Origin of the sequence: Microlunatus parietis (genome assembly GCF_013407955.1) — a bacterium.
Classification (GTDB): Bacteria; Actinomycetota; Actinomycetes; order Propionibacteriales; family Propionibacteriaceae; genus Microlunatus; species Microlunatus parietis.
On record NZ_JACCBU010000001.1, the window covers coordinates 3,991,860 to 4,013,061 of the forward strand.

General features: G+C 69.6%; 25 protein-coding genes and 1 pseudogene. 13 read left to right on the forward strand and 13 right to left on the reverse strand.

What is annotated here, in order from left to right:
• Window positions 1-137: 137 nt before the first annotated feature.
• The 6 genes from BKA15_RS19040 to BKA15_RS35660 form a co-directional block, all read right to left on the reverse strand.
• Entirely contained in the window at window positions 138-461 is a 324-nt protein-coding gene (locus BKA15_RS19040) for a winged helix-turn-helix domain-containing protein (RefSeq protein WP_179753374.1), read from the reverse strand.
• The gene (locus BKA15_RS19045; protein ID WP_179753376.1) at window positions 458-1,024 is read right to left on the reverse strand and encodes a hypothetical protein; all 567 of its coding nucleotides are present in this window, start codon (window positions 1,022-1,024) and stop codon (window positions 458-460) included. The genes BKA15_RS19040 and BKA15_RS19045 overlap by 4 nt, the downstream gene beginning before the upstream one ends.
• Window positions 1,025-1,211: 187 nt before the next feature.
• Window positions 1,212-1,607, reverse strand: coding sequence for a VOC family protein (locus BKA15_RS19050; RefSeq protein WP_179753378.1), 396 nt, complete (start codon window positions 1,605-1,607; stop codon window positions 1,212-1,214).
• 31 nt (window positions 1,608-1,638) lie between these two features.
• Window positions 1,639-1,893, reverse strand: a complete 255-nt coding sequence (locus BKA15_RS19055; protein ID WP_179753380.1) for a hypothetical protein — start codon at window positions 1,891-1,893, stop codon at window positions 1,639-1,641.
• A 51-nt stretch (window positions 1,894-1,944) separates the two neighbouring features.
• Window positions 1,945-2,601, reverse strand: coding sequence for a pentapeptide repeat-containing protein (locus tag BKA15_RS19060; RefSeq protein ID WP_179753382.1), 657 nt, complete (start codon window positions 2,599-2,601; stop codon window positions 1,945-1,947).
• Window positions 2,602-2,650: 49 nt separating this feature from the next.
• Complete coding sequence (locus BKA15_RS35660) at window positions 2,651-2,941, reverse strand: hypothetical protein (RefSeq protein WP_246323485.1); 291 nt, start codon at window positions 2,939-2,941, stop codon at window positions 2,651-2,653.
• On the opposite strand from BKA15_RS35660, the pseudogene BKA15_RS37330 reads away from it, so the two are divergent.
• Window positions 2,891-3,082 (forward strand): annotated as a pseudogene (locus BKA15_RS37330) (exo-beta-N-acetylmuramidase NamZ domain-containing protein); the annotation flags it as partial. The gene BKA15_RS35660 and the pseudogene BKA15_RS37330 overlap by 51 nt on opposite strands.
• Before the next feature lie 64 nt (window positions 3,083-3,146).
• Complete coding sequence (locus tag BKA15_RS35665; protein ID WP_281385295.1) at window positions 3,147-3,947, forward strand: exo-beta-N-acetylmuramidase NamZ family protein; 801 nt, start codon at window positions 3,147-3,149, stop codon at window positions 3,945-3,947.
• Here BKA15_RS35665 and BKA15_RS19070 read toward each other — a convergent pair.
• Both BKA15_RS19070 and BKA15_RS19075 read right to left on the reverse strand, forming a co-directional pair.
• A complete protein-coding gene (locus BKA15_RS19070; RefSeq protein WP_179753384.1) occupies window positions 3,913-5,037 on the reverse strand; it encodes a hypothetical protein in 1,125 nt (374 codons plus the stop codon). The two genes, BKA15_RS35665 and BKA15_RS19070, sit on opposite strands and share 35 nt — an antisense overlap.
• A gap of 95 nt (window positions 5,038-5,132) precedes the next feature.
• Window positions 5,133-6,020, reverse strand: a complete 888-nt coding sequence (locus BKA15_RS19075; protein WP_179753386.1) for a phosphotransferase family protein — start codon at window positions 6,018-6,020, stop codon at window positions 5,133-5,135.
• Window positions 6,021-6,069: 49 nt separating this feature from the next.
• Here BKA15_RS19075 and BKA15_RS19080 point away from each other — a divergent pair, with 49 nt between their 5' ends.
• The 3 genes from BKA15_RS19080 to BKA15_RS19090 all read left to right on the forward strand — a co-directional run bounded on the left by BKA15_RS19080 (window position 6,070) and on the right by BKA15_RS19090 (window position 10,260).
• Complete coding sequence (locus BKA15_RS19080; RefSeq protein WP_179753387.1) at window positions 6,070-7,089, forward strand: phosphotransferase; 1,020 nt, start codon at window positions 6,070-6,072, stop codon at window positions 7,087-7,089.
• 69 nt (window positions 7,090-7,158) lie between these two features.
• The gene (locus BKA15_RS19085) at window positions 7,159-9,492 is read left to right on the forward strand and encodes an asparagine synthase-related protein (RefSeq protein ID WP_179753389.1); all 2,334 of its coding nucleotides are present in this window, start codon (window positions 7,159-7,161) and stop codon (window positions 9,490-9,492) included.
• Window positions 9,493-9,615: 123 nt separating this feature from the next.
• On the forward strand, window positions 9,616-10,260 hold the full coding sequence (locus BKA15_RS19090; protein ID WP_179753391.1) for a DedA family protein: 645 nt from the start codon (window positions 9,616-9,618) through the stop codon (window positions 10,258-10,260).
• An 87-nt stretch (window positions 10,261-10,347) separates the two neighbouring features.
• Here the strand turns inward: BKA15_RS19090 and BKA15_RS19095 are convergent, their stop codons facing one another.
• The gene (locus tag BKA15_RS19095; RefSeq protein WP_179753393.1) at window positions 10,348-11,160 is read right to left on the reverse strand and encodes a hypothetical protein; all 813 of its coding nucleotides are present in this window, start codon (window positions 11,158-11,160) and stop codon (window positions 10,348-10,350) included.
• Between the two features lie 50 nt (window positions 11,161-11,210).
• Between BKA15_RS19095 and BKA15_RS19100 the strand changes: the two genes are divergently transcribed.
• From BKA15_RS19100 to BKA15_RS19120, 5 genes are all read left to right on the forward strand, one after another.
• Window positions 11,211-12,005: a GNAT family N-acetyltransferase gene (locus BKA15_RS19100; protein ID WP_179753395.1), complete on the forward strand. Its 795-nt coding sequence runs from the start codon at window positions 11,211-11,213 to the stop codon at window positions 12,003-12,005.
• A gap of 320 nt (window positions 12,006-12,325) precedes the next feature.
• Window positions 12,326-12,757: a hypothetical protein gene (locus BKA15_RS19105; protein ID WP_179753397.1), complete on the forward strand. Its 432-nt coding sequence runs from the start codon at window positions 12,326-12,328 to the stop codon at window positions 12,755-12,757.
• Window positions 12,758-12,821: 64 nt separating this feature from the next.
• Window positions 12,822-13,622: a sugar phosphate isomerase/epimerase family protein gene (locus BKA15_RS19110; RefSeq protein ID WP_179753399.1), complete on the forward strand. Its 801-nt coding sequence runs from the start codon at window positions 12,822-12,824 to the stop codon at window positions 13,620-13,622.
• A 69-nt stretch (window positions 13,623-13,691) separates the two neighbouring features.
• Window positions 13,692-14,444, forward strand: a complete 753-nt coding sequence (locus BKA15_RS19115) for a nucleotidyltransferase domain-containing protein (RefSeq protein WP_376766836.1) — start codon at window positions 13,692-13,694, stop codon at window positions 14,442-14,444.
• A 1-nt stretch (window position 14,445) separates the two neighbouring features.
• Entirely contained in the window at window positions 14,446-14,880 is a 435-nt protein-coding gene (locus BKA15_RS19120) for a VOC family protein (protein ID WP_179753403.1), read from the forward strand.
• 230 nt (window positions 14,881-15,110) lie between these two features.
• Here the strand turns inward: BKA15_RS19120 and BKA15_RS19125 are convergent, their stop codons facing one another.
• The 3 genes from BKA15_RS19125 to BKA15_RS19135 all read right to left on the reverse strand — a co-directional run bounded on the left by BKA15_RS19125 (window position 15,111) and on the right by BKA15_RS19135 (window position 17,465).
• A complete protein-coding gene (locus BKA15_RS19125; RefSeq protein ID WP_312879135.1) occupies window positions 15,111-15,959 on the reverse strand; it encodes a phosphoribosylaminoimidazolesuccinocarboxamide synthase in 849 nt (282 codons plus the stop codon).
• A gap of 186 nt (window positions 15,960-16,145) precedes the next feature.
• A complete protein-coding gene (locus BKA15_RS19130) occupies window positions 16,146-16,640 on the reverse strand; it encodes a DinB family protein (protein ID WP_179753405.1) in 495 nt (164 codons plus the stop codon).
• Between the two features lie 423 nt (window positions 16,641-17,063).
• Window positions 17,064-17,465 (reverse strand): FAD synthase family protein, encoded by a 402-nt coding sequence (locus tag BKA15_RS19135; RefSeq protein WP_179753407.1) that lies wholly within the window; start codon window positions 17,463-17,465, stop codon window positions 17,064-17,066.
• A gap of 147 nt (window positions 17,466-17,612) precedes the next feature.
• On the opposite strand from BKA15_RS19135, the gene BKA15_RS19140 reads away from it, so the two are divergent.
• Together BKA15_RS19140 and BKA15_RS19145 are read left to right on the forward strand one after the other, a co-directional pair.
• Entirely contained in the window at window positions 17,613-18,494 is an 882-nt protein-coding gene (locus tag BKA15_RS19140; protein WP_179753409.1) for a transglutaminase-like domain-containing protein, read from the forward strand.
• 28 nt (window positions 18,495-18,522) lie between these two features.
• Window positions 18,523-19,404 carry a transglutaminase-like domain-containing protein gene (locus BKA15_RS19145; RefSeq protein WP_179753411.1) on the forward strand — a complete coding sequence of 294 codons (882 nt, stop codon included), beginning with the start codon at window positions 18,523-18,525 and terminating at the stop codon, window positions 19,402-19,404.
• A 7-nt stretch (window positions 19,405-19,411) separates the two neighbouring features.
• Here BKA15_RS19145 and BKA15_RS19150 read toward each other — a convergent pair whose 3' ends face one another.
• Complete coding sequence (locus BKA15_RS19150) at window positions 19,412-20,485, reverse strand: saccharopine dehydrogenase family protein (RefSeq protein WP_179753413.1); 1,074 nt, start codon at window positions 20,483-20,485, stop codon at window positions 19,412-19,414.
• Between the two features lie 100 nt (window positions 20,486-20,585).
• Here BKA15_RS19150 and BKA15_RS19155 point away from each other — a divergent pair, with 100 nt between their 5' ends.
• Entirely contained in the window at window positions 20,586-21,197 is a 612-nt protein-coding gene (locus tag BKA15_RS19155) for a TetR/AcrR family transcriptional regulator (protein WP_218871472.1), read from the forward strand.
• Window positions 21,198-21,202 lie beyond the last annotated feature (5 nt).

Genomic DNA, 21,202 nt, shown 5'->3' on the forward strand with positions numbered 1-21,202 from the left:
ATGGTCGGCAGGCTGTGCGAGCGGGAACTCGACGCCCCAGCGGTAGCCGTCGTGACCGCCGAAGATCGCATCGTCCGTCTCCAGGGAGTCAGCCGCGGCGGCGTACTTCCGCGAATGGGGCCCTGCCGGCCGGGATGTCAGCTGATCCGGCGCAGCGCTTCGAGGTGCTCCCAGTGTCGGTCGATCGCCTCTCGTCCGAGCGGGGTGATGGCCAGCGTGGTGACTGGCTTCTTGCCACGGAATGACTTGAGCACGCTGATCAGCCCGGCCGACTCCAGTTTGGCGAGATGGCTGGACAGATTCCCCTGGGTCAGTTTCAGGGTCGACTGCAGGAACAGGAACTCGGCCGATTGGAGTCGGGAGAGGACAGTCAAGATGCCCATCCGGGTGTGATCGCGGACGAGCTTGTCAATCTCTTCCGGCTGTCTGCCTGGCCGCGAGCGTTTCTGTGCCTGGCTCATCGGGCGGGCGCCATGGCGCGGGTCAGTCGCAGGTGGTCACTCGCGCCCTGGATCAGGAGCGCTGTCCCGATCAAGGTCAGGGAGTACTGCCAAAGACCGGTGCTCGGCCAGCCCAGCGTCGGCACGAGCGCGGCCAGTCCCAAGATCACGATCAGGGCCCAATGGAGAGCCGTCACTCCGACATGGCGGTAGGTGATCAGGTCCACTCCGACCAGGGCGACCGCCGCGAAGAGAGCCCCCAACGCGATCGGTGCCCCGCCAGAGGCGTCAAGGGCGAGACCGCCGACCGTGAGCAAGCAGGCCGGGATCGACACGGCAACAATCGCCCAGGTGCGGCGTGGGGAATTGATCGCCCGCCCGTACTTCTTGAGGTAGTAGCCCTGACCTGCCGCCATCAAACCGGCCATGAGCGCGACGCCGGCGGCGACATTGCCGCTGGCCGCCATGTAGAGCAAGGCGACGCCGAGTCCGGCGTTGACCAGCCCCTGCAGACCTTCGTAGTCGGCGGCAATGTCGGCTGCGCGGCGGACCGATGCGTGCCCCTGATCGAATTCGCCCGTCACGTCATCGCCCCCATCTCGCCGATGCGACCAGCCTACACAAAGTACCGCGCAAAGGAAACTAGTCTGCACCACAAACTCACAGCTGGCGAAGTGCATGTCGCGATTTCTCTTCGCATGAACCGATAAAGCGCATTGGGTGCCCGGGAGCCCTCGATGCCAAGAGAAATCGGGACACGCAGGTTGATCATCAGCTGGGGCGGGGCGGGGATTTGATGCCCCAGCGGTAGCCGTCGGGATCGGCGAAGATCGCGTACTGCTGGCCCCAGGGCATCGGCCGGGCCGCGGCGATCACCCGGCCGCCCGCCTGCTCCGCCTTCGCCAGGACGGCCTCGGCTTCCTCGGCGGAGTCGACGGTGAGATCGATGGTGGCCGAGCCGGGAGCGACGGGTGGTGCGGACGCATCCCACCAGGCGGCGAATTCCCTGCTGTGCAAGGAAACCGGGATCGGCCCACCGGCGGTGAGCCAGGCCGAGGTCTCCTCACTCGACTCGGAAACCTGGCGCAGGGTGCAGCCGAGCGCCGCATAGAACGCGTGGCTTCGGGCGAGGTCCTCGACGACGAGGTTGATCTCGGTGATCTTCATCGAACGAGTCAACCACGTCGTGCCGTGAACGTCAGTCGACCGAGAAGCGCTCCCACGCGGCCTGCCGGCTGACGCCGAGTGCCGAGCCGATCTCGGCCCAGGTCACGCCCTGCTTCCGGGCCAGCCGTACGGCCTCGGCGAGTGTGCTGTCGAGCGAGCGGATGCCTTCCGTGATACCGGTGATGACCTTGATCGGCTCGGCGCGCCAGTCGCCGCTGATGCCGACGGTCACCTTGACGTGGACGGGCGTGCCGTCCTGATCTTCGTGTTCCGTGGTCGCGATCATGTGTCAAGAATCCCTGACAATCCCAAGGTTGTCAAGATATCCTGACGGACGTCACAGGACGTTGAGCCCGAGCTGTCGGGCCAGCAGGCGGGACATCAGCATCAGTTGTTCCTCGCTGATCGTCGCCCCGGCGATCCCGGCCAGCCCGTTGATCGTCGACAGCTCGGCGCCACGAAGATCAACATCGGTCAGCTTCGCGTCGGTCAGGTCGAGCGTGCCGATCCGGCAGTTGCGGATCGCGAGCCGGTTGATCTTGGCGCCGTTGAGGTCGAGCTCCTCGATCCCGGAGTCGGCGATGATCACATCCCGCCACTCCGACCCGCGCAGGTTCAGGTAGCCCAGCTTGCAGTCGGTGATCGTCACGTCGCGCCAGTTCGACTCGTACAACTCCGCGGAGCCGATCCGGGACCGCTCGATGATCATGTTCCGCCAGCCGGTCCGCGGTCCGCGCAGTACGGGTGCGTCGACGTCACGCCAGCGGCCACCGGCGAAGTGCGCACCGCGCAGTTCGGCGTCCAGCAGCTGCACCTGATCGAACTCGCAACCGGTGAACGAGGCGGCGGTCAGGTCCCGGTCGGTGAAGTCGGCCCGGACATACTGCTCGCCCTCCCGCAGGTCCCCGTCCAGCACGTCCCGCAGGTCGGGCCGGGTCAGCTCCCCGAGTCGGACGGCGGTGATCTTCGGCGGCTTCGGCTCCCGGCTCTCCATGCCACCTCACGGTACGCCAGCCTCCCGACACCCGTACGTCAGCCGCCGGTCACCGGGCGTCGTTAGCCTCATGATCATGACGATGACCAGACGCGGAGCCTTGATCGGCGCCGGCGCCCTGGCCGGAGCGTTCGGGCTCGGAGCACCGGCCGGCGCTCACGAGGGCCGAGTGCGTACCGGCCTGGAACTCCTGGTCCGGGACCGCTTCCGTGATCTTCGCGACCAGCGCGTCGGCGTGATCACGAACCCGACCGGTGTGCTGCCGGACCTGCGGCACGGCGTCGACGTGATGGCCGAGAGTGACGACGTCGACCTGGTCGCGGTGTTCGGGCCGGAGCACGGGTTCCGTGGCACCGCCCAGGCAGGAGACTCGGAGGACTTCTTCACCGACCCGAAGACCGGGCTGCCGGTGTACGACACGTTCGAGACGTCGGGGCAGCAGCTCGCGGACCTCTTCACCGCGTCCGAGGCGGACACGATCCTGTTCGACGTGCAGGACGTCGGCGCCCGGTTCTACACCTACATCTGGACGATGTTCTTTCTCGTTGGAGGCGGCCGCACTGGCCGGCAAACGGTTCGTCGTGCTGGACCGGCCGAACCCGATCACCGGGCGCCGTGCCACCGGCCCGGTGCTGCATCCGGAGTACGCGACGTTCGTCGGGCGGGCGCCGATCGCGCAGCAGCACGGGATGACGGTCGGCGAGCTGGCCGAACTGTTCAACGCCGAATTCCTGCCCGAGCGGCCGAGCGGCCCGGTCGAGCTGTCGGTGCAGTGGCTGCGCGGATGGCGCCGCGAGCTCTCGTACGACCGGACCGGGCTGCCGTGGGTGCTGCCGTCGCCGAACCTGCCGTCCCTGGAGACCGCGTACGTCTACCCGGGTAGCTGTCTCTTCTCCGGCACCAACCTGTCCCAGGGCCGCGGCACCACTCGCCCGTTCCAGCTGGTCGGAGCGCCGTTCATCGATCACCGGTGGGCGGCCGAGTTGACCGCACGCCGGCTGCCCGGCCTGGCGTTTCGGGAGGCCTACTTCACGCCGACGTTCTCCACCTATCAGGGCAAGAACTGTGGCGGCGTCGACATCAACGTCACGGACCAGGCGAAGGTCGACGCGGTCGCGCTCGGCATCGCGCTGCTGGTCACGCTGAAGTCCTTGTATCCCAGGGATTTCGCGTGGCTGAACTCGGGTACGGACGCCAAGCCGCAGTGGTGGATCGACCACCTGACCGGCTCCGACCGGGTCCGGCTCGCGGTCGACGCCGGCGACGACGTGGACGCCATCGTCGCCGGCTGGCAGGACGACCTGGCCCGGTTCAACGGGCTGCGGCGGCGCTTCCTGCACTACTGAGCGACGGGTCGGGAACCGTCGCGTCGACCCGGCAGACCGGGCAGTCGGGCCGTCGGCGGAGCCAGTACGCCAGCGTCGCCGCGGCCAGGGCGAAGCCCCACAGCACCCAGGGCGCGGTCAACAGCAGGGGCACGATGTTGAACTCGCCGGCCGCATAGCGCACCAGGTCGATCCGGACCAGCATCAGTGCCGCGCCCGGCAGCAGGAGCGAGACCAGGCCCGCCGGAATGACGGCGGCCAGCGGGTTGATCTGCCTTCCGCGCAGGACCGGCACCCAGAACGGCCAGCGTTCGCCCCACCGCTGGACGAGGCCCAACGTGAGCAGGGCCCCGATCAGGCCGAACGTCGCCAGGCCCGCGCCGAAGAGCCAGAGTCCGGGCGCCTCCGCGTTCATCTGGACCATTTCGTCCCGGCTGAAGCCGCCGGCCGGAATGCCGGCCGCCAGCAGATACCGGCTCGCCACGTACGGCAGCGGGCAGACGACGGCGACCGCGGTCGCGACCAGCCCCCAGCGCCGGGCGCCGCGCCGGGTGGCCCACCAGCGCAGCCGTTCGGGCCGGCCGCAGGCAGGGCAGCCGCCTCGTGCGTGTGTCCAGTAGGCCCGGAGCGCGATCAGCCAGATCGCGAGCCCGACCAGGAGCCAGAGCTGGTGCAGGACCGGAAGCTTGTACATCTCGGCGAAGAACAGGCCGAAGCTCATGTCGGGCGGGAAGCCGGTGGTGAGCTTGGTGATCAGGAACACCGGCGTGCGGCCGATCGCCATCAGGAGCCGGTAGTCGCCGGCGACGATGATCCCGGCACCGACCGCCAGGATGCCGCCGGTCAGCACGCGGGCCGGCCCACCGCCGCGCGGGTGGGTGAGCAGCCAGGCGGCGGTCAGCAGCCCGAGCCCGGCCGCGATGATCATGATCAAGGAACCGGTCGGCGCCGGTACGGCATCGAGCAGCGACACCGGTCCCGGGGCCGGATCCCAGTGATCGCCGTACGGGTAGCCGGGAGCTCCGGCGGCCCACGCGACCGCGACCACCAGATAGCCGGCCGACCACAGCGCCGCGATGATCAACAAGCTCCGAGCTCGACGAGGATGCATGCCTCGATGCTCACGGTCCCCGGCCGCCAAGGCCTCCCCGGCACGGGTGAACCGGCCCGCCACGCGTGGGAGTTCGGCCTACCCCGGCATCTTGATCACCATGGTTCGAGCCGGTCGGCCGCGACGTCCAGCCAGAAGTCCACGTCGGCCGGGCCGTGGTGCCGGATCGACCAGTCGACCTGCCGCAGCGCCAGATGAGCCCGGTAGGACCGCAGCCGGTCCGGCGGCACCGCGGCCTCGATCAGTTCCCGGAGCCGGTGCTGCGACTCCGGAGCCCGGCCGGCCCGGATCACGCACTGCGACAAGGTTTCCAGCGAGAACCACCGATCGCCCCGGGCGGCGGCGTCCCAGTCGATGATCCCGGTGATCACACCGGCGTCCTCGACCAGAATGTTGCCCGCGTGATAGTCGAGGTGGACCAGATCATCGCCCATGATCACGTTCGGCCCGGTGCGGCCGATCTCCCGTACCCGACCGAGCAGCCGCCGGGTCCGCGGATCGTAGCGCTCCAACGATTCGTGCACACAGAACCCGGGGCCGCTCTCGGTCAGGTGCAGTGAGGCCGGTGCTGCCTCGAACCCGGCGAGCAGCCCGGCCCACGGCTCGGTGACCATGATCATCCGGTCGATCAGGGCGGCGTCGACCGATGCCGGCGGCCGGCCGGGCAGGCGTTCCTGCACCACGACATGGGTGCCGTCGACGGGAACGATCAGGTCATAGCGCGGCACCGGAACGCCCGCGGTGCGGGCCAGCTGCAGCGCCTCGGCGGTCCGGCCCAACCGGTGGCCGGTCTCGGGGCTCGCATCGCCGACGGTGCCGAGGACGCCCTCCCGGCCGTCCGGCCAGCGGACGAAGGCGGCGCCGACCTCGCCCTCGGCGGCGGTGCCGATCAGGTCGAGGCGGATGCCGTGCTGCTCGGCCACGGCCATGATCAGCCGAGCGGGATCGAGCCGGGGGATCGGGGGCGGGAACTGCGCGTTCATCCTCGGGGGCCTTCCGGTCGTCGCGGAAACGAACTGCCAGGATGCCCTGATGACTACGGCGAGGGTCGACCTGGTGGCGCTCTGGACCAGCGCGGCCTGGCGGGCGGAGGCGGAGGACTGGATCCGGGACCAGCTCGGCGCGGCCGGGATTGTGGTCACCGGCGCGATCGAGCAGCCGCGGGTACGGCCCTGGTCCACCCAACTGGTGGTGCCGACGGACCGTGGCCGGTACTGGTTCAAGGAGAACAACCCGGCCATGGCCTTCGAGGCCGCCCTCGTCGCCCGGCTCTCCGACCTGATCCCCGGCCGGGTGCTGGATCCGGTCGCGGTGGCGGCCGACCGCGGCTGGCTGTTGGTGCCCGACGGCGGCCGTACGGTGCGCGAGACCGGCGGTGCCGACGAGGCGAGCTTCACCCGGATCCTGACCGAGTACGCCGAGCTGCAGCGACAACTGGCCGGCCACGGCGCCGAGCTGGTCGGCACCGGATTGCCGGCCCTGGAACCGGAACGGACCGCCGACCACGTGGCCGGCCAGGTCGCAGAACTCGCGGCGCTTCCGGCCGGGCACCCGCTGCACGCCCGCGCCGACCTGCTGGCTCGGGCCGCCGGCTACCGCCCGGTGCTCGTGGCCGCCGCCGACCGACTCGCCGAGACACCGATCCCGTCGTCGCTGCAGCACAACGACCTGCACCAGAACAACGCGTTCGCCGCCGAGCCGGGACACCCGCTGCAGTTCTTCGACTTCGGCGACGCGGTCTGGGGCCACCCGTTCTGTGTGCTGCACGTGACGCTGGTCGTACTCGCCCAGGAGTGGTCCTGCGACGAGTGGTCCGTGACCGGCGCCGACCCGCGGCTGGACCGGCTGGTCGACGCCTATCTCGAGTGCTGGTCGGACCTGGCTCCGCTCGCCGAGCTGCGTCGGCTGGTCGAGCCGGCCCTGGTGATCGGGCGCCTGCACCGGTACAACTCGTGGCACCGGCTGCTGCCGTACCTGCCGAAGGACATGTTGGAGAGCCACGTCGGCTATTTGAGTTCGTTGTTGTGTGGGTCAGTGTCCAGTACACGTTAAGGTCGGGCGGTCGGACGCTTCGGTAGGATCGTCCGGCCCCCAAAGCCCCCTGGATGTAAGGACGTTTCGATGATCGCGTTGGCCGGGTCGTACCACTGTGCCGAGCTGACGTCGTCGGACGGGACGATCGAGTTCAGCGGCCGGCTCACCGACACCGAGTCGCTGGTCACCGAGATGCGGCAGGCCGACCCGGAGGCGGCTCCGGCCGCGGGGGCCGACGACGCCACGCTGGCCTTGCAGGCGTACCGGATCTGGGGGATCGACGGGTTCCGTCGGCTGTCCGGCACGTTCGCGCTGGCGATCTCCGACGCCGATCGGCTGGTGCTGGCCCGGGACCCGCTCGGGGTCGAGCAGCTCTATTTCCGGCACGACGCGGACGGCTGCCGAGTGCGGTACGGGTCCACGATCGCGGCCGTGCTCGCCGACGGTCCGGAGCCGACACCGTCCGCCCGCGTGGTGCACCGCTATCTGTCCACCGGCGCGCTGGACGACGAGCCGGCCACCTTCTTCGAGGGCGTCGAGCGGGTGCTGCCCGGCCAGGCCCTGATCGCCGAGTCGAGCGGCGTCCGGCGCCAGGCGTTTCTGCGGGCCGGGACCGAACTGCTGCGCCCGACCCCTCGCCACGTCTCCGACCTGCTGCGTCCGGACCCGTCCGCGTCGTCCGCCGACCCCGAGGCCGAGCTGCGCCGTCGGCTGGCCGCGACCGTCGGGACGCCCGACCAGCCCGTGGCCGTGGTCGTCGCCGGTCCGGGCTCGGCGGCGCTGTCCGGGCTGGCCGACACCACCCTGACCCCGGAGTATCCGGATCACGCCCAGGCCAGCACCGCGCCCCTGCCCGGCCGGGTGCGGCTGACCGCCGACCAGTTCAAGGCGGACTGGTCGGACTTCATCCGGGTCCAGGAGGAGCCGACCGGCTCGGCCGCCGCGTACCTGCACTACCGGCTGGCCCAGGAGGGCGCGGACCTGGAGACCTTGATCAACTCCGAGGGCGCCGCGCAGCTGCTGCTCGGCACCGCGCCGTCGGTGAACAGGATCGCCGGTGCCGTGATGCTGGTCGGCGCGGTGGTCCGCGGCGGCGTCCGGGCGGTGACCGGGGCGGCGAGCGGCGGGCGGGCCGAACTGTCGGTGAGCCTGCTCTCGGACGAGTTGCGGTCCCGCTACTCCGACGAGGGGCCGGCGCCGCTGGCCGTCGAGCCGGTCCGGCTCCGGGTGGACGCGTTGACCTCGACTTCGCTGCCGTACCGGCTGCGGTCACTGGCCAAGACCGCCGACCATTTCGGGACCCGGTTCGCGCTGCCGTACCTGGACCTCGGCACGGTCCGCTGGCTGCTCGGCCAGGACGACGAGACCTTGATCAAACTGCTGGGCGGGGCGACCCAGCACGACAGCGAGCCGTCGCAGGCCGACTGGCTGCTGCGGATCAAGAACACCGTGTACGACGTGTTCATGAGCGAGTCGTTCGCGAACCGCGGCTACTTCGACCAGACCGCTGTGGTGGAGTCGTTCGAGGCGTTCATCAAGCGGCCGAGCAGTGCCGCGGCCGCCGTGTTCTGGCGGATCCTCAACGTCGAGCTCTGGTGTCGCGAGTTCTTCGACAAGGCCCAGCCGGCGCCCGAGGTCAAGATCAAGACCGACCTGGAGGCGAACGAGGGCAAGGAACTTGATCTTGTCCTGCCGAACGGGCGCTCGGTGCGGCGCTACCCGCTGCGAACCGAGTTGTTCAGCGCCAGCGACGATCTGACCGCACGCGTGGTCGAGCGCGTCGGCGAGTTCTTCCAGACCCTCAGCAGTACGGCGGACCAAGATCATCGCGTGGCGACCGCCGGCCGCTGGTACTTCTTCATCAGCGAGAAGATCGTGGCGATCACGCAGGGCCGCTCGATGTTCGTCTGGGACATCAAGGTCAGCTGGGCGGCCCGGGTGCTGTCCCGCTTCGTCACCCGGACCCCGACCGGGATCGGGCTCGGGTCGCCGTTCACCATGCAGTTGGCGATCGGCGAGGCCGGGCTGCCGCGGATCCTGTTCGCGTCGGCGGGCAGCGTGGTCGGCAAGCTGGCCGGCAAGTCGGGCGTCTTCTACCAGTTGGTCGGGCACGACGTACGGGCGATCGACGGGCCGACCGAATACTCCGCCTATCCCTCGAACGTGTCGGCGAAGCTGCCGCCGAAGGACCCGGACAAGGTGGCCGCGGAACTGACCGCGGCGATCCGGCCGCTGCTCCCGGAGCCGTACGCGAGCACGTTCGCCGGCACCGTCGTGATGGACGCGAATGATCTTGGTCGGAACGCGCTCGGCCAGGACGTGCCGGGCGAGCCGCGGGTCTACGAGGAGATGTTCGCGGACAATCCGCTCGGCCAGGGCAGCCAGCAGACGCCGCTCGCGATCGTCTTCGAACTGCCCTGACGCAGCGGGAGCGAATCAGGGTCGGGGTCATCCCGGACCCCGGCTCCGGGTAGGGCTAACCCGACACCGATTCGGGTGACTACCTCAATGTGCTGTCCGGCGGAATTGCGTTGGATAGTGGATATGGAGACGCTGACCGATTTCATTCTGGGGGCCGCTGGTTCGCCGCTGGTCTACGTGCTGGTGTTGCTGGCCGCCTGCATCGACGGGTTCTTCCCGCCGGTCCCCAGCGAGTCGGTCGTCGTCGCGCTCGCTGCGGTCGGCGTCGCGACCGGCCAGCCGTGGGTGATCGGCATCGCCATCGTCGCCGCGTTCGGTGCGATCGCCGGTGACAACATCGCGTTCCTGATGGGCCGGAAGCTCGGCGTGGGCCGGTTCGCCTGGATGCGCCGGCCGCGGGTCGCGAGGGTGTTCGACTTCGCGCACCGGCAGTTGCAGCACCGCGGCGCCCTGTTGATCTTGACCGCCCGCTACATCCCGGTCGGCCGGGTCGCGGTGAACATGACCGCCGGGGCGACCGGCTTCTCCTGGCGCCGGTTCTTCCCGCTGAGCATTCTGGCCGGTACGTCCTGGGCCGCGTACTCGATCTTGATCGGCGCCCTCGCCGGCCACTGGGTGAAGGACAACCCGATCCTGGGTGCCGGCATCGCGATCGTCGCCGCCATGATCATCGGCTTCGCGATCGACAAGATCGTCGGCCGGCTCACCGGCCGGAGCCGGCTGCCCGAGGCTGCCGACCAGGACGCCGAGCCGGCGAAGGTTTCCTGAACTCCCACGGTTCCTGAGCCTGTCGAAGGGCCAAGCCACAGCACGTTGTGGCTTGGCCCCCTTCGACAGGCTCGCGGCACGTCTGGCTCAGGGCAGGTCGCGGCGCAGCGTGGTCGCCTTGGCCCGCAGTTCGGCAACGACCTTCGCCTGCTCCCGCTCCTCGGCGGTGACCTGCTTGAGCTGCTCGGAAAGCTCGGACTGGCGTTCCCGCAGTTCGGCCAGCACCTCGGCCGCGGCGTCCAGCTCCGCCTTGGCCTGATCCAACTCCTTGCGCAGCCGGGCCTGCTCGGCCCGCTTCCGCTCGGCCTCCTCGCGCGCCTTCCGTACCTCGGGATCCTCGGTCTTCGGCTTCGCCTCGGCGGCCTTCTCGTCCGGCTTGGGTTTGGCGGCCTTGGCCGGTGCCGGAGCAGGTACGGCTCCGGGGGTGAGCGGGCCGAACCCGCCGTAGGCGACGACCTGGCTGACCCAGCCGTTGCGGACCGCCTCGGCCAGCTCGGGGTCGGTCCAGGCGGCCTGCAGAGTGGAGGCGACCTCTTGCAGCGCGGTGTCGGTGGTCGACTGCCCGGCCTCCTTGGCCAGCTCCGCCGCCCGCCGGGACAGCTGCCGGGCGGCCGTCGCCCGCTGCTGGTTGAGCTCCCGAAGTTGATCACCGGCGAGCCGCTGCTGCGCGTCGGAGAGCGCCGTACCCAGCTCGAGCCAGGACTCGATCCGATCCGGGTCGTGGTGCGCCAACAGGTTGACCAGCCAGGCCGACTTGGTCGGCCGACGCAGCGCCCCGACCCGCTTGGCCAGCTCCTTGTCGCCCTCCTTCTTGGCCTGGTCGGCCAACTCCTTCCGCCGCGCGACGAACCCGTCCGGCGACCCGGCGTACAGTTCGGCGGCGATCTCGGAGAACTCCACGGCCCCGATTCTCACACGCGGGCGTCGTCCGGGCTGGTTGACTGGCGGCCATGCGCTGGACGAACCTCGCCGAGTCCGACGCCGTGGCCGAGGCGGCGTTCGCGATCCCGTACGGGAAGGGCCCCGGCGGCTTCATGGCCGGCCACCTGATCGCGAAGCTCGTGTCGCGGCCCCGGCTGGCTCGTCGCTGGCCGGAACTGAGTGTTGCCCTGGTCGACGACGACGGTAGTTGCGTGGCGCGCGGCGTGACGATCCCGTACGCGTCGACGGTGCCGGGACGGGATCCGTACCCGGAAGCCGGCTGGGAACAGGCGGTGGTCTGGGCGACCGAGGATGCACTGGACGGTCGCGAGCCGGACACGTTGTGCGCCCTGGAGATCGCCGTACACCCGGATCACCAACGTCGAGGCCTTTCGATCCGGGCCCTGCAGGCGATGCGGCAAAACGCGGTGGACGCGGGATTCGCCCGCTTCATCGCCCCGGTCCGGCCGCCGCGGAAGGCCGACGAGCCGTGGACCCCGATGGTGGAGTACGCGCGCCGGACCCGTGACGACGGCCTGCCGGAGGATCCGTGGCTCCGGGTCCATGTCCGGGAAGGTGGCCGGATCCGCGCCATCGCTCCGTGCTCGGCCACGGTTTCGGCCGGCCTGGACCGCTGGCGGACCTGGACCGGTCTCCCGCTCGACGCTGACGGGCCGGTCGCGATCCCGGGCGGCCTGGCCCCGCTGGCCGTCTCCGTTTCCCTCGGGATCGGCTGCTACGTCGAGCCGAACGTCTGGATCGACCACTCCGTCCCCGCTCAGGATGATCATCCGGAAGGCAACGGCGATGACCGGACAGCATGATCACCTGACCGAACGCGAGATCGCGCAACTGCGCCTCCACCCGACGTGCGAGCGACTCGAATCCGCGACCGTTCCACTCGTGCGCGACCGCTGCAACAGTCGCGGACGCCTGCAACGGTCGCGGATTCGGCTCTAGGGCGGGCTCGAGTTTGGCGGGCAGGCCAAGCGGTGGTGTCGCCTGCTTCGGCGCCGCCCGGAGGTAGCGTTCGTGCATGAGACTGCGAAGAGGCGGCTTCGCGCTGCTCGTCGTACTAGTAGTGACTGCGTGCACATCCGAGGCACCCGCGCCACAGCCGAGCCCGCCCCTACCCGAGGAGCCAGTGGGTTCGTTCGGCCCGCCGACGAAGGGCGTTGGCGTCCTGGACGGAGCGGAACCCGGGGAGCTCAAGGTCGACGGGCCGACGAACGACGAGGGTCAGTATCTGGTGCGGCCCGGTCAGACGCTCCACCTGTCACTCGACTTCCACAACTACGGCAAGCAACCGGTCGGGACCAAGATCATCATCGAGGCGCTCTGCGAGAACGCGACGTTCGCCGACACGGTGACGTTCCAGGTGCCGGCCTCGACCCACCAGCCGCCCGAGTCCGAAGTCGTGGCGACCTGGCACGGCACCGCGACGATCCCGGCCGACTGTGAACCGTTGGGCATCCCTGGCGTGGCCGACGGCTCCCTCAACGCCGAGGTGAGGACGGCGGCCGCAGGCATGGACCGCGGCGAATCCTCAACGGTGACGTTCAGCCTCGCCCGGTAACAGACGCCCGGCGGCGGCGGGAGATACTGGCCGTCCCTGCCCGCATCACGTGAGGATGATCAACATGGCGACGCCCGAGATCTCTGTGCAGCTGTATTCCATCCACCCCGAGTTGGAGGCCGACCTGGACGGCTCCCTGGCGAAGCTCGCCGAGATCGGGTTCCGGACCGTCGAGGCGTTCGACTTCGTGCGCCGCGTCGATGCGCTGAAGGCGTCCTTCGAGAAGCACGGTCTCACCTCGCCGACCGCGCACGCCCTGCTGCTGGAGGAGGCCGGCGTGGCCACGCCGGACGGCCTGCTGTCCGTGCCGCCGGCCGAGGAGACCTTCGCCGCCGCCAACGCTCTCGGCGTCCAGGTGGTGATCGACCCGTTCGTCGCTCCGGACCGCTGGGCCACCGCGGACGACGTGAAGCGCAACGCCGAGCGGCTCAACGAGCGGGCCGAGCAGGCGAAGGAGTTCGGCCTCAAGGTCGGCTACCACAACCATGATCACGAACTCACCGCCAAGATCGACGACCGCCCGGTGCTGGAGCTCTTCGCCGAGCAGCTCGACCCGTCGGTGCTGCTGGAGGTCGATCTGTACTGGGCGTTCGCCGGCGGCGCCGACCTGCTGCCGCTGCTGCGCAAGCTCGGCGACCGGGTGATCGCGGTGCACGTCAAGGACGGCCCGATGCGCCCGGGCATCAGCGCTCGGGAACTGCCGAACGACCAGCAGCCCGCCGGCCAGGGCGACGTCCCGCTGGCCGACGTGCTGACCTCCGACCTGACGATTCCCTACGCGGTGGTCGAATTCGATCACTACGAAGGCGACACCTTCGACGGCATCGCCCAGAGCTACCTGTTCCTCACCGACACTCTCGGCTGAGCCCTGGACGACCTCATCGGCCGGCGGCTGAACGAACGTCGACGCCTGCTGGCCACGATCACCGCCGCCCTGGCGGACGACGAGCGCGTCTGCGCGGCCTGGCTGTACGGCTCGTCGGCCCGGGGCGGCGGTGACGCACTCAGTGATCTTGACCTCGTGGTCGTCGTTCGGGACGAGTTGATCAATGAGGTCGCGGCCGGGCCGCGGTCGCCGGTCGACTATCGGAGCGTGCTGGACTCGCCGCGGGGCCGCTGGGTGGCGTCCGTCGTCGACCCGCTGCTGCTGCTCGAGGCGCCGCAGAACGCACCGCCAGGAGGAGCCTTCCTGACGTCATTGACCGCCGGGGAGGCCGGTCCGCAGCAGATCGACTGGGCATGGCTGCCCCGGCGTTCCGCCCGCAGGCCGGCCGAGTCGGTGATCTTGATCGACCGGGAGCTTCCATCCGTGCGGATGTCGGCGACCGAGCCGACCGGGCCCGGCCCGGCACCGGAACGTACGGAGTTCGAGATCGCCTGTCATGCTGTCCCATGGTTCTGGATGACGCTGCTGTGGAACGCCAAGCACGCGGCCCGGCACGACGGCTCACTGCCGATGCTGGCCGCGACCATCGGCGCGGTGGCCGACGTCGCGCGCTTCCTCGGTCGGGACCAGGCAGCGCCGGCTCCGGCCCCGGACCCGTTCCGCACTCTCGCCGCGTTGGCGGATCGGATGGACCAACTGCGACCCGCCGGCCCGGCCCTGTTTTCCGCGGTGCCGGTCCGGGTCGGGCCGCAAGCTCGCCGGTTCATCGAGTTGGCCGTCGCCTTCGCGACGCATCGCTAGGGTGGGAGCAGTCTCGACCATGGAGGGCCGCGGTTTGTTGATCACCCGGGTGATGCCGATCATCTTCGCGGAGGATGTCGCGGGGGTGCGGGACTTCTACGTGTCCCTGCTGGGCTTCGAGATCGCGTTCGACAGCGACTGGTTCGCCAACCTCAAGGCGCCGGGCAACGACGCTGCCGAGGTCGCGGTCTGGCAACGTGATCATGACCTGGTCCCGCCGGCGGTCCGCGGCCAGGGCAGCGGCGTGATCAACGTCGTCGTGGACGACGTCGACCGGGTGTTCGCGGAGGCCGAACGGATCGGGCTGCCGATCGTGCTCCGGCTCCGCGACGAGCCGTACGGTCAACGGCGGTTCCTGACCCGCGATCCGGCCGGCACCGTGCTGGACATCAGCACACCGATCGCGATGTCGCCCGAGTTGTTCGCGCCGGAGTAGCGATCGAGGGTGATTCTCCGCCCCGGACTCGAGCCGCACGACCGGAGTGAATTTCAGCCGGTCAGTCGCGGCGGAAATCCACAGCGGTCGTGGCGTGAGGTGAACGGGCCGAATCCGCAACACGGTCAACCCCCGGCGAGCGCTCCCACTCACTGAGCGGACGCCTTGCCCCCATTTCGGCCCCCGGATCTACCGGTCAAGGGTCCGCATCTTTCGCGGGGTTCTTGCGGTCAGCCGGACCAGGTGTTGCCGGTGAAGCGCTCGTACATGGCGATGTAGCGGCGCCGGGTCTCGGCGACGACCTCGGCCGGCAGTTCCGGCGCCGGCGGTGTCTTGTCCCAGTCCGTCGTCTCGACCCAGTTCCGCAGGTACTGCTTGTCGAGATAGTTCTGCGGGCGGCCCGGTTCCCATTCCTCGGCGGCCCAGAAGCGGGACGAGTCGGGGGTGAAGATCTCGTCGGCGAGGAGGATCTCGCCGTCCGGTGTGCGGCCGAACTCGAACTTCGTGTCGCCGATGATCACGCCCCGGCTCCGGGCGAGTTCGGCGGCCCGAGTGTAAAGGTCCAAGGTCAGACTGCGCAGCTTCTCGGCGGTCTCCGCGCCGACCAGGCCGACAACGTCGTCGAACGTGATCAGCTCGTCATGCCCTTGTCCGACCGGCGCCTTGGTGGACGGCGTGAACGTGGGCTCCGGCAGTTGCGAGGCCTCGACCAGGCCTTCCGGAAGCCGTACCCCGGAAATCTCGCCGGACTGCTGATAGGCCCTCAACCCGGTGCCGGAGAGATAGCCGCGAGCGATGCATTCCACCGGCACGATCTCGACCTGCTGGCAGCGCATCGCCCGCCCGGCGAACTGCTCCGGGACATCGGTCACCGACAGCACATGATTGGGTACGTCAGCGAACTGCTCGAACCACCACAGGGAGAGTGCCGTCAGCACCTTTCCCTTGTCCGGGATCGGCGTCGGGTGCACGACGTCGTAGGTCGAAACCCGGTCGGACGCGACGAGCAGGATCTCACCCGGCCGATCGGTGTAGATGTCGCGAACCTTGCCCTGATGCAGCAGCGTCAACTCGGTCACGGGCAGCAGTCTGGCAGGCGAGCCGCGCCGCGCTGTCAGGGCCCGCCGGGTGTGGTGACCCGCTCGGTACCGCCGGCCTTCCAGCTCGTGATCTTCAGACCGTGTCCGTCCGCTCGGCCGGGACGAACGCCGACCTGGTCGACCTCGCGCTGCCCTGACCCAGGGGACCGGGCCGACGATCGCCGGCTAGTACGGCGCGTCGTGAGGAAGGTAGCCGGTCCTTCCGTCGAGCAGTTGGCGGATGCCGTCGATGTGTCCCGCGTGCCGAGCGGTTTCCTCGATCATGTGCAGCAGGGCGAACCGGAAGCTCACGGTGTCGTGGGTCCAGGTCCTGGCCGAAGTATCGAGATCGACGACGGCGATCGCGGCATCCGAGGCGGCACGTGCCCTGGCGTAATAGGCGAGGACGGAATCGGTCGTGTCGCCGGGTTCGGCCTGGAGGTCGTCCGTTGCTGCGAGGCTGAGCGGCTCGGCTGGGCGGCCGAACAGCTCGCACAGCCAGTACTGCTCTGCGGCAGCGAGGTGCTTGACGATGCCCAGCAGGTAGAGCCGCGACGCTCCGACGGGCCGGCGCAACTGCTCATCGGTGAGTCCGTCGATCTTCCACAGCACAACGTCGCGTTGCTGATCGATGAACGCCTGCAGCAACTCGCGCTCGGAGCCGTGGCGGACACGGGTCATCGGTGACCTAACGTCGGCTGTTCCGCAGTCGGTGTCAGGAGCAGTTTCGTAGGTTCGCCCCGGGAATGGACGTGTGTGAAAATGGGTGTAGGGCCCGTCCAAGTATGAGTTGGACGGGCCCTACTGGTGGGGCCCGACGGGTGACGCTGTCTGACCATCGGATGCTCTCCGGTCCCGCGGTCCGTCACGACCGACGCGGTGGGCCGAAACCCTCCGTATGGACCTTCCTTCATCCGATCCCGGTTGCCTTGCGGCTTCCAGTGAGTAAGTTCTACACCCGGTGCCAGGGGTCCGCAAGGCCTCCTGCAAAAGAATTCTGAGCAATTCTTCGTCCACCGGTCGATCCACAGTCACCGGCCGGATACCCACCGTTTCCCTACCCTCGTCCACATGTTGTGCACAGGGTCCTGGGGACAACTGCGGTCAGGCGATGGTGGTGATGTGCTCGATGATCGCGGTGGTCGAGACGGACGGGGTGCGGGGCAGGTAGACGACCTTGCAGATGTCGTTCAGGAAGTCGAACTTGCCGGCCCAGTCGTCGCCCATGACCAGGATGTCGGCCTGGTGTTCCTCGACGTACTGCCGCTTCAGCTCGAGGCTCTCCTCGAGGAAGACGCCGTCGACGACCTTGATGTTGGTCAGGATCTCCATCCGCTCGTCCTGGGTGAACACCGGCCGCCGGCCCTTCTTGGCCAGGTTGAGCTGGTCGGAGGAGACGCCGACCAGCAGCCGGTCGCCGAACTCGGCCGCCCGGTTCAAGACCCTGACGTGCCCGACGTGGAACACGTCGAATGTGCCGAACGTGATCACCGTCGTGTCAGCCATCGCAGTTGCCCTTCCCTCGTGAACTTCCGGTCAACTCTACGGGAACGTACGGCAGCGACCGGGTGACGCCACCGGCCGTCCCGCGGACCGTCCAGGACGGCGGCGGATTTCTGGACATTTCGGCGGGTTCTGGCGTGAGATCGGGTCATGGCCGCTCGGGAACACTTCGCCGCTCACTCGCCCTATTCCGATCCAGGCCGCCATGCGGCGCTGCTGCGCGAGCCGGTCGGCATCGGGTCGATCGGGGAGGCGGTGCGCAATCTGGTGCTGCACTACCGGGCCGAGGCGGATCTGCTGCCGGACGATCGACGGTACGAGATCAACGCGCGCTGGGTCTCGGTGATCCTTGATCTTGATCAAGAACGGCACCCGGAACCAGTACTGGTGCCGCGGCCTCCCGGCGACCGGGTGGCCGGCTGCTGTCGTGATCATGCGCTGCTCGCCGTGGCGATGCTGCGGGAGCAGGGGATCCCGGCCCGCACCAGGGTCGGCTTCACCAGCTACTTCGATCCGGACTTCCACGGTGATCATGTCGTCCTCGACTGGTGGAACGGTGATCGCTGGCAGCGGGCCGATCCGGAGCTGGTGCCGGGGACGCGCGAGTTCGACGTGCACGACCTGGCCACCGGCGAAGGCGCGCCGTTCGAGACCGCCGCGGAGGTCTGGGCCGGCTACCGGGCCGGGCGGCTCGACCCGCAGCAGTACGGCGTCGCGGGCGTTGCCGCGCTGACCGGCCCGACCTTCATCAAGTTCTCCGTGATCATGGAACTCCATCACCGGTACGGCGACGAGTTGCTGCTCTGGGACGAACTGGGGGCTGGCGTCACCGATGAGGACGCCGACCGGCTGGCGACGTTGTTGATCAAGGCGGATGCCGGTGACGAGGCGGCCGAATCCGAACTGGAGCCATGGTTCCGGACCGACCCGCGGCTGCGGCCGCCGGCGGTGGTGACCCAGTTGTCGCCGTACGGGGAGCCGCCGGTGATCATCGATCTCGCGGCCGGGCCGCCGGTCCGGGCTGGACTCTGACACGGTGTCAGGGCGCACGCTGGCGACCATGACCACACCACACCGCTTCGCCGCCCACACGGCATTCACCGATCCCGGCCGGCACGCCGCGCTGCTCCGCGAACCGGTCGGCATCGAGCAACTCTGCGCAACGGCGCGGAACCTCATCCTGCACTACCGGGGCGAGGCCGAGCTGCTCCACGAGGACCGGAAGGACGAGATCAACTCCCGGTGGGTCTGGGTCATCCTCGACGTCGACCAGCAACGCCACCCGGGCTCCCTGCTGACCCCGCGGCCGCCGGACAGCCGGGTCGCCGGCTGCTGTCGTGATCATTCGCTGTTCACGGTCGCCGGGCTGCGCGAGCAGGGGATCCCGGCCCGCACCCGGGTCGGCTTCGCCGGCTACTTCGGCCCCGACTTCCACTACGACCACGTCGTCGCCGAATGGTGGCAGGGCAACCGCTGGCAGCGGTCCGACCCGGGGCTGCGGCAGCAAGATCATCCGTTCGACGTCCTCGATCTTGCGATCGGTGAGGACTCACCGTTCCCGACCGCGGCCGAGGTCTGGACCGGCTACCGGGCCGGTCGGCTGGATCCCGACCGTTACGGGGTGATGCCGGGCTCGGAGCTGATCGGGCCGGCGTTGATCAAGACGTACGTCTTCCTCGAACTCAACCACCGGTACGGCAACGAACTGCTGCTCTGGGACGTCGTCGGCACCGGCGTCACGGACCAGGAGACGGACCGGATCGCGGCGCTGTTGATCAAGGCCGACGCCGGCGACGAGGAAGCCGAGACCGAACTGGAGCAGCGGTTCCGGGCCGATCCGCGGCTGCGGCCGACCGCTACGGTGACCCAGTTGTCGCCGTACGGGGAGCCGCCGATCACCGTCGATCTCACCCGCGACGGCGCATCGTCCGCGGCCGGCTGATCAGCGCTCAGTCGACCCGGTCCTCGACCAGGAACGTGCCGCCGGCCGCTTCGGCCAGGTCCGGGCCGAAGAGGGCGCCGGGGGTGTAGGCACCCGGCCGGCCGGCGCCCCTCACCAGGCGGTCCGCGACCTCGGCGGCGACTGCCGCGGTGAAGTCCATCCCGTCGTCGGCGCGCAACCAGACCACCCGGTCGGAACCGTCGGCCCAGGTGGCGCGGGCTCGAGCCCAGGTGGTCGGTTCGCGGGACCCAAGGCTGTCCTTGACCTCGATCCCGGCGAGCAACCGGACTGCGGCGCGCCGGAGCGGCGGAACCCTCAGCAGGGCGCCGACGATCGGCAGGGCGAGGCTTGCCATCCGCCCGGCCGGGATCTCCTTGGAAGCGGCGACGACCTCAGGTGCGCCGCTGCCGCGCTGGGCGGCGACGAGTTCGCCGGACGGCGCCGCGGCGGTGGTGGCGGTTCGCCCGTCGGGCAGGGTGAGCTGCTCGGCTCCGCCGCCGAGTCGGGCCGGGGTCAGTCGCCCCGACCGGTAGCTGAAACCGCCGCCGGCGAAGACGTCGACCATGGTCTCGGCCAGCACCGCGCCGACGGTGCCGCCGCCGCGATACTCGGCGAGGGCATCGACTCGGACCCGGACCGGGGCGGACCGGTCGGCACGGGCCTGCAGAATCGCGCTCTCCGTACCGAGGACGCCAAAGCCGGCGCCGGTGACCACGCAGTGGCCGCTCATGGCCGCGGCGTCGTGGCGGTCCAGCATTCCCGTCACGGCGGGAAGTTCGTTGGCCAGATCGACGTAGTGCGTTCCGGCCGGGCAACTGTCGGCGATCAAGGGGCCGGTCGTCCCGAACGGGCCAACGGTGTTCACAACGACGGCCGGGGCGCGTTCCGCGATCCGCCGGGCGACGCCTTCCAGTGATTCCTCGGTCAGCACGGACGGCGCGTCGCCGAGCTCGCGGGCGAGGGCGCGGAGCCGTGGTTCGTCCCGTCCGACCAGCACCACCGACCGGTGCAGCTCCACCAGGCGCGCGGCGACGGCGCGTCCGATGCGGCCGGTCGCGCCCAGGATCCAGATCTCGTCCATGGCCACTCCTTGTGTTCGCCATCGAGTCTAGACAGAAGTGGCAGCGACTGCCAAGCTGGCGGAAGCTGTCTTGTCGGCAGGGTTCGCCTAAGGTGTCCTCGTGACCAGGTCAACCGAGGAGGCGCCGCCGACACTGTGGGACCGCTCTCGCCTGCTGGCTCGGCAGTCGATCATGGACGCCGCCATGCGACTGTTCGCCGAACAAGGCTTCGAGGCGACGACCATCGCCCAGGTGGCCCGCGAGGCCGGCGTGTCCCAGCGAACCCTGTTCCGCTACTTCGGGACCAAAGAGGACCTGATCGGCGGTGATCAGGAGGTGTTCGGCGACGTGCTCCGCCAAGCCGTGGCGGAGCAGCCGGCCAGGGCGTCCAGCTGGGCCGCGCTGCGCGCCGGCATCGTCGCGGTCCTGGCCGCGCATGACGCGCCGGAGCACTTCCGCGACCGGTTCCGGTTGATCTTGACCATCCCGACGCTGCGGGCCCGCTACCTGGAGAAGCGGCTCCGCTGGCAGTCCGACCTGCTGCCCTTGATCGCGGACCGGATGGGACTCGGCGACCAGCCCGCAGACCCTCGGCCGCGGGCCGTCATCGCGACCTCGTTCGCCTGCTTCGATGCGGCGCTGGACACCTGGATCGAGGACGACTCGGTGCCGCTCGAGCAGCTGTACGACCAGTGCGTGGCCACGGTCCGCGGACAGCGGCAGCCGGCCTGATCGCC

Coding starts and splice junctions, on each gene's coding strand:
- BKA15_RS19060 (WP_179753382.1), bottom strand. CDS start 2,601: ATGGAGAGCCGGGAGCCGAAGCCGCCGAAGATCACCGCCGTCCGACTC.
- BKA15_RS19070 (WP_179753384.1), bottom strand. CDS start 5,037: ATGCATCCTCGTCGAGCTCGGAGCTTGTTGATCATCGCGGCGCTGTGG.
- BKA15_RS19040 (WP_179753374.1), bottom strand. CDS start 461: ATGAGCCAGGCACAGAAACGCTCGCGGCCAGGCAGACAGCCGGAAGAG.
- BKA15_RS19100 (WP_179753395.1), top strand. CDS start 11,211: ATGCGCTGGACGAACCTCGCCGAGTCCGACGCCGTGGCCGAGGCGGCG.
- BKA15_RS19110 (WP_179753399.1), top strand. CDS start 12,822: ATGGCGACGCCCGAGATCTCTGTGCAGCTGTATTCCATCCACCCCGAG.
- BKA15_RS19140 (WP_179753409.1), top strand. CDS start 17,613: ATGGCCGCTCGGGAACACTTCGCCGCTCACTCGCCCTATTCCGATCCA.
- BKA15_RS19145 (WP_179753411.1), top strand. CDS start 18,523: ATGACCACACCACACCGCTTCGCCGCCCACACGGCATTCACCGATCCC.
- BKA15_RS19130 (WP_179753405.1), bottom strand. CDS start 16,640: ATGACCCGTGTCCGCCACGGCTCCGAGCGCGAGTTGCTGCAGGCGTTC.
- BKA15_RS19050 (WP_179753378.1), bottom strand. CDS start 1,607: ATGAAGATCACCGAGATCAACCTCGTCGTCGAGGACCTCGCCCGAAGC.
- BKA15_RS19090 (WP_179753391.1), top strand. CDS start 9,616: ATGGAGACGCTGACCGATTTCATTCTGGGGGCCGCTGGTTCGCCGCTG.
- BKA15_RS19075 (WP_179753386.1), bottom strand. CDS start 6,020: ATGAACGCGCAGTTCCCGCCCCCGATCCCCCGGCTCGATCCCGCTCGG.
- BKA15_RS19080 (WP_179753387.1), top strand. CDS start 6,070: ATGACTACGGCGAGGGTCGACCTGGTGGCGCTCTGGACCAGCGCGGCC.
- BKA15_RS19085 (WP_179753389.1), top strand. CDS start 7,159: ATGATCGCGTTGGCCGGGTCGTACCACTGTGCCGAGCTGACGTCGTCG.
- BKA15_RS19135 (WP_179753407.1), bottom strand. CDS start 17,465: ATGGCTGACACGACGGTGATCACGTTCGGCACATTCGACGTGTTCCAC.
- BKA15_RS19150 (WP_179753413.1), bottom strand. CDS start 20,485: ATGGACGAGATCTGGATCCTGGGCGCGACCGGCCGCATCGGACGCGCC.
- BKA15_RS19055 (WP_179753380.1), bottom strand. CDS start 1,893: ATGATCGCGACCACGGAACACGAAGATCAGGACGGCACGCCCGTCCAC.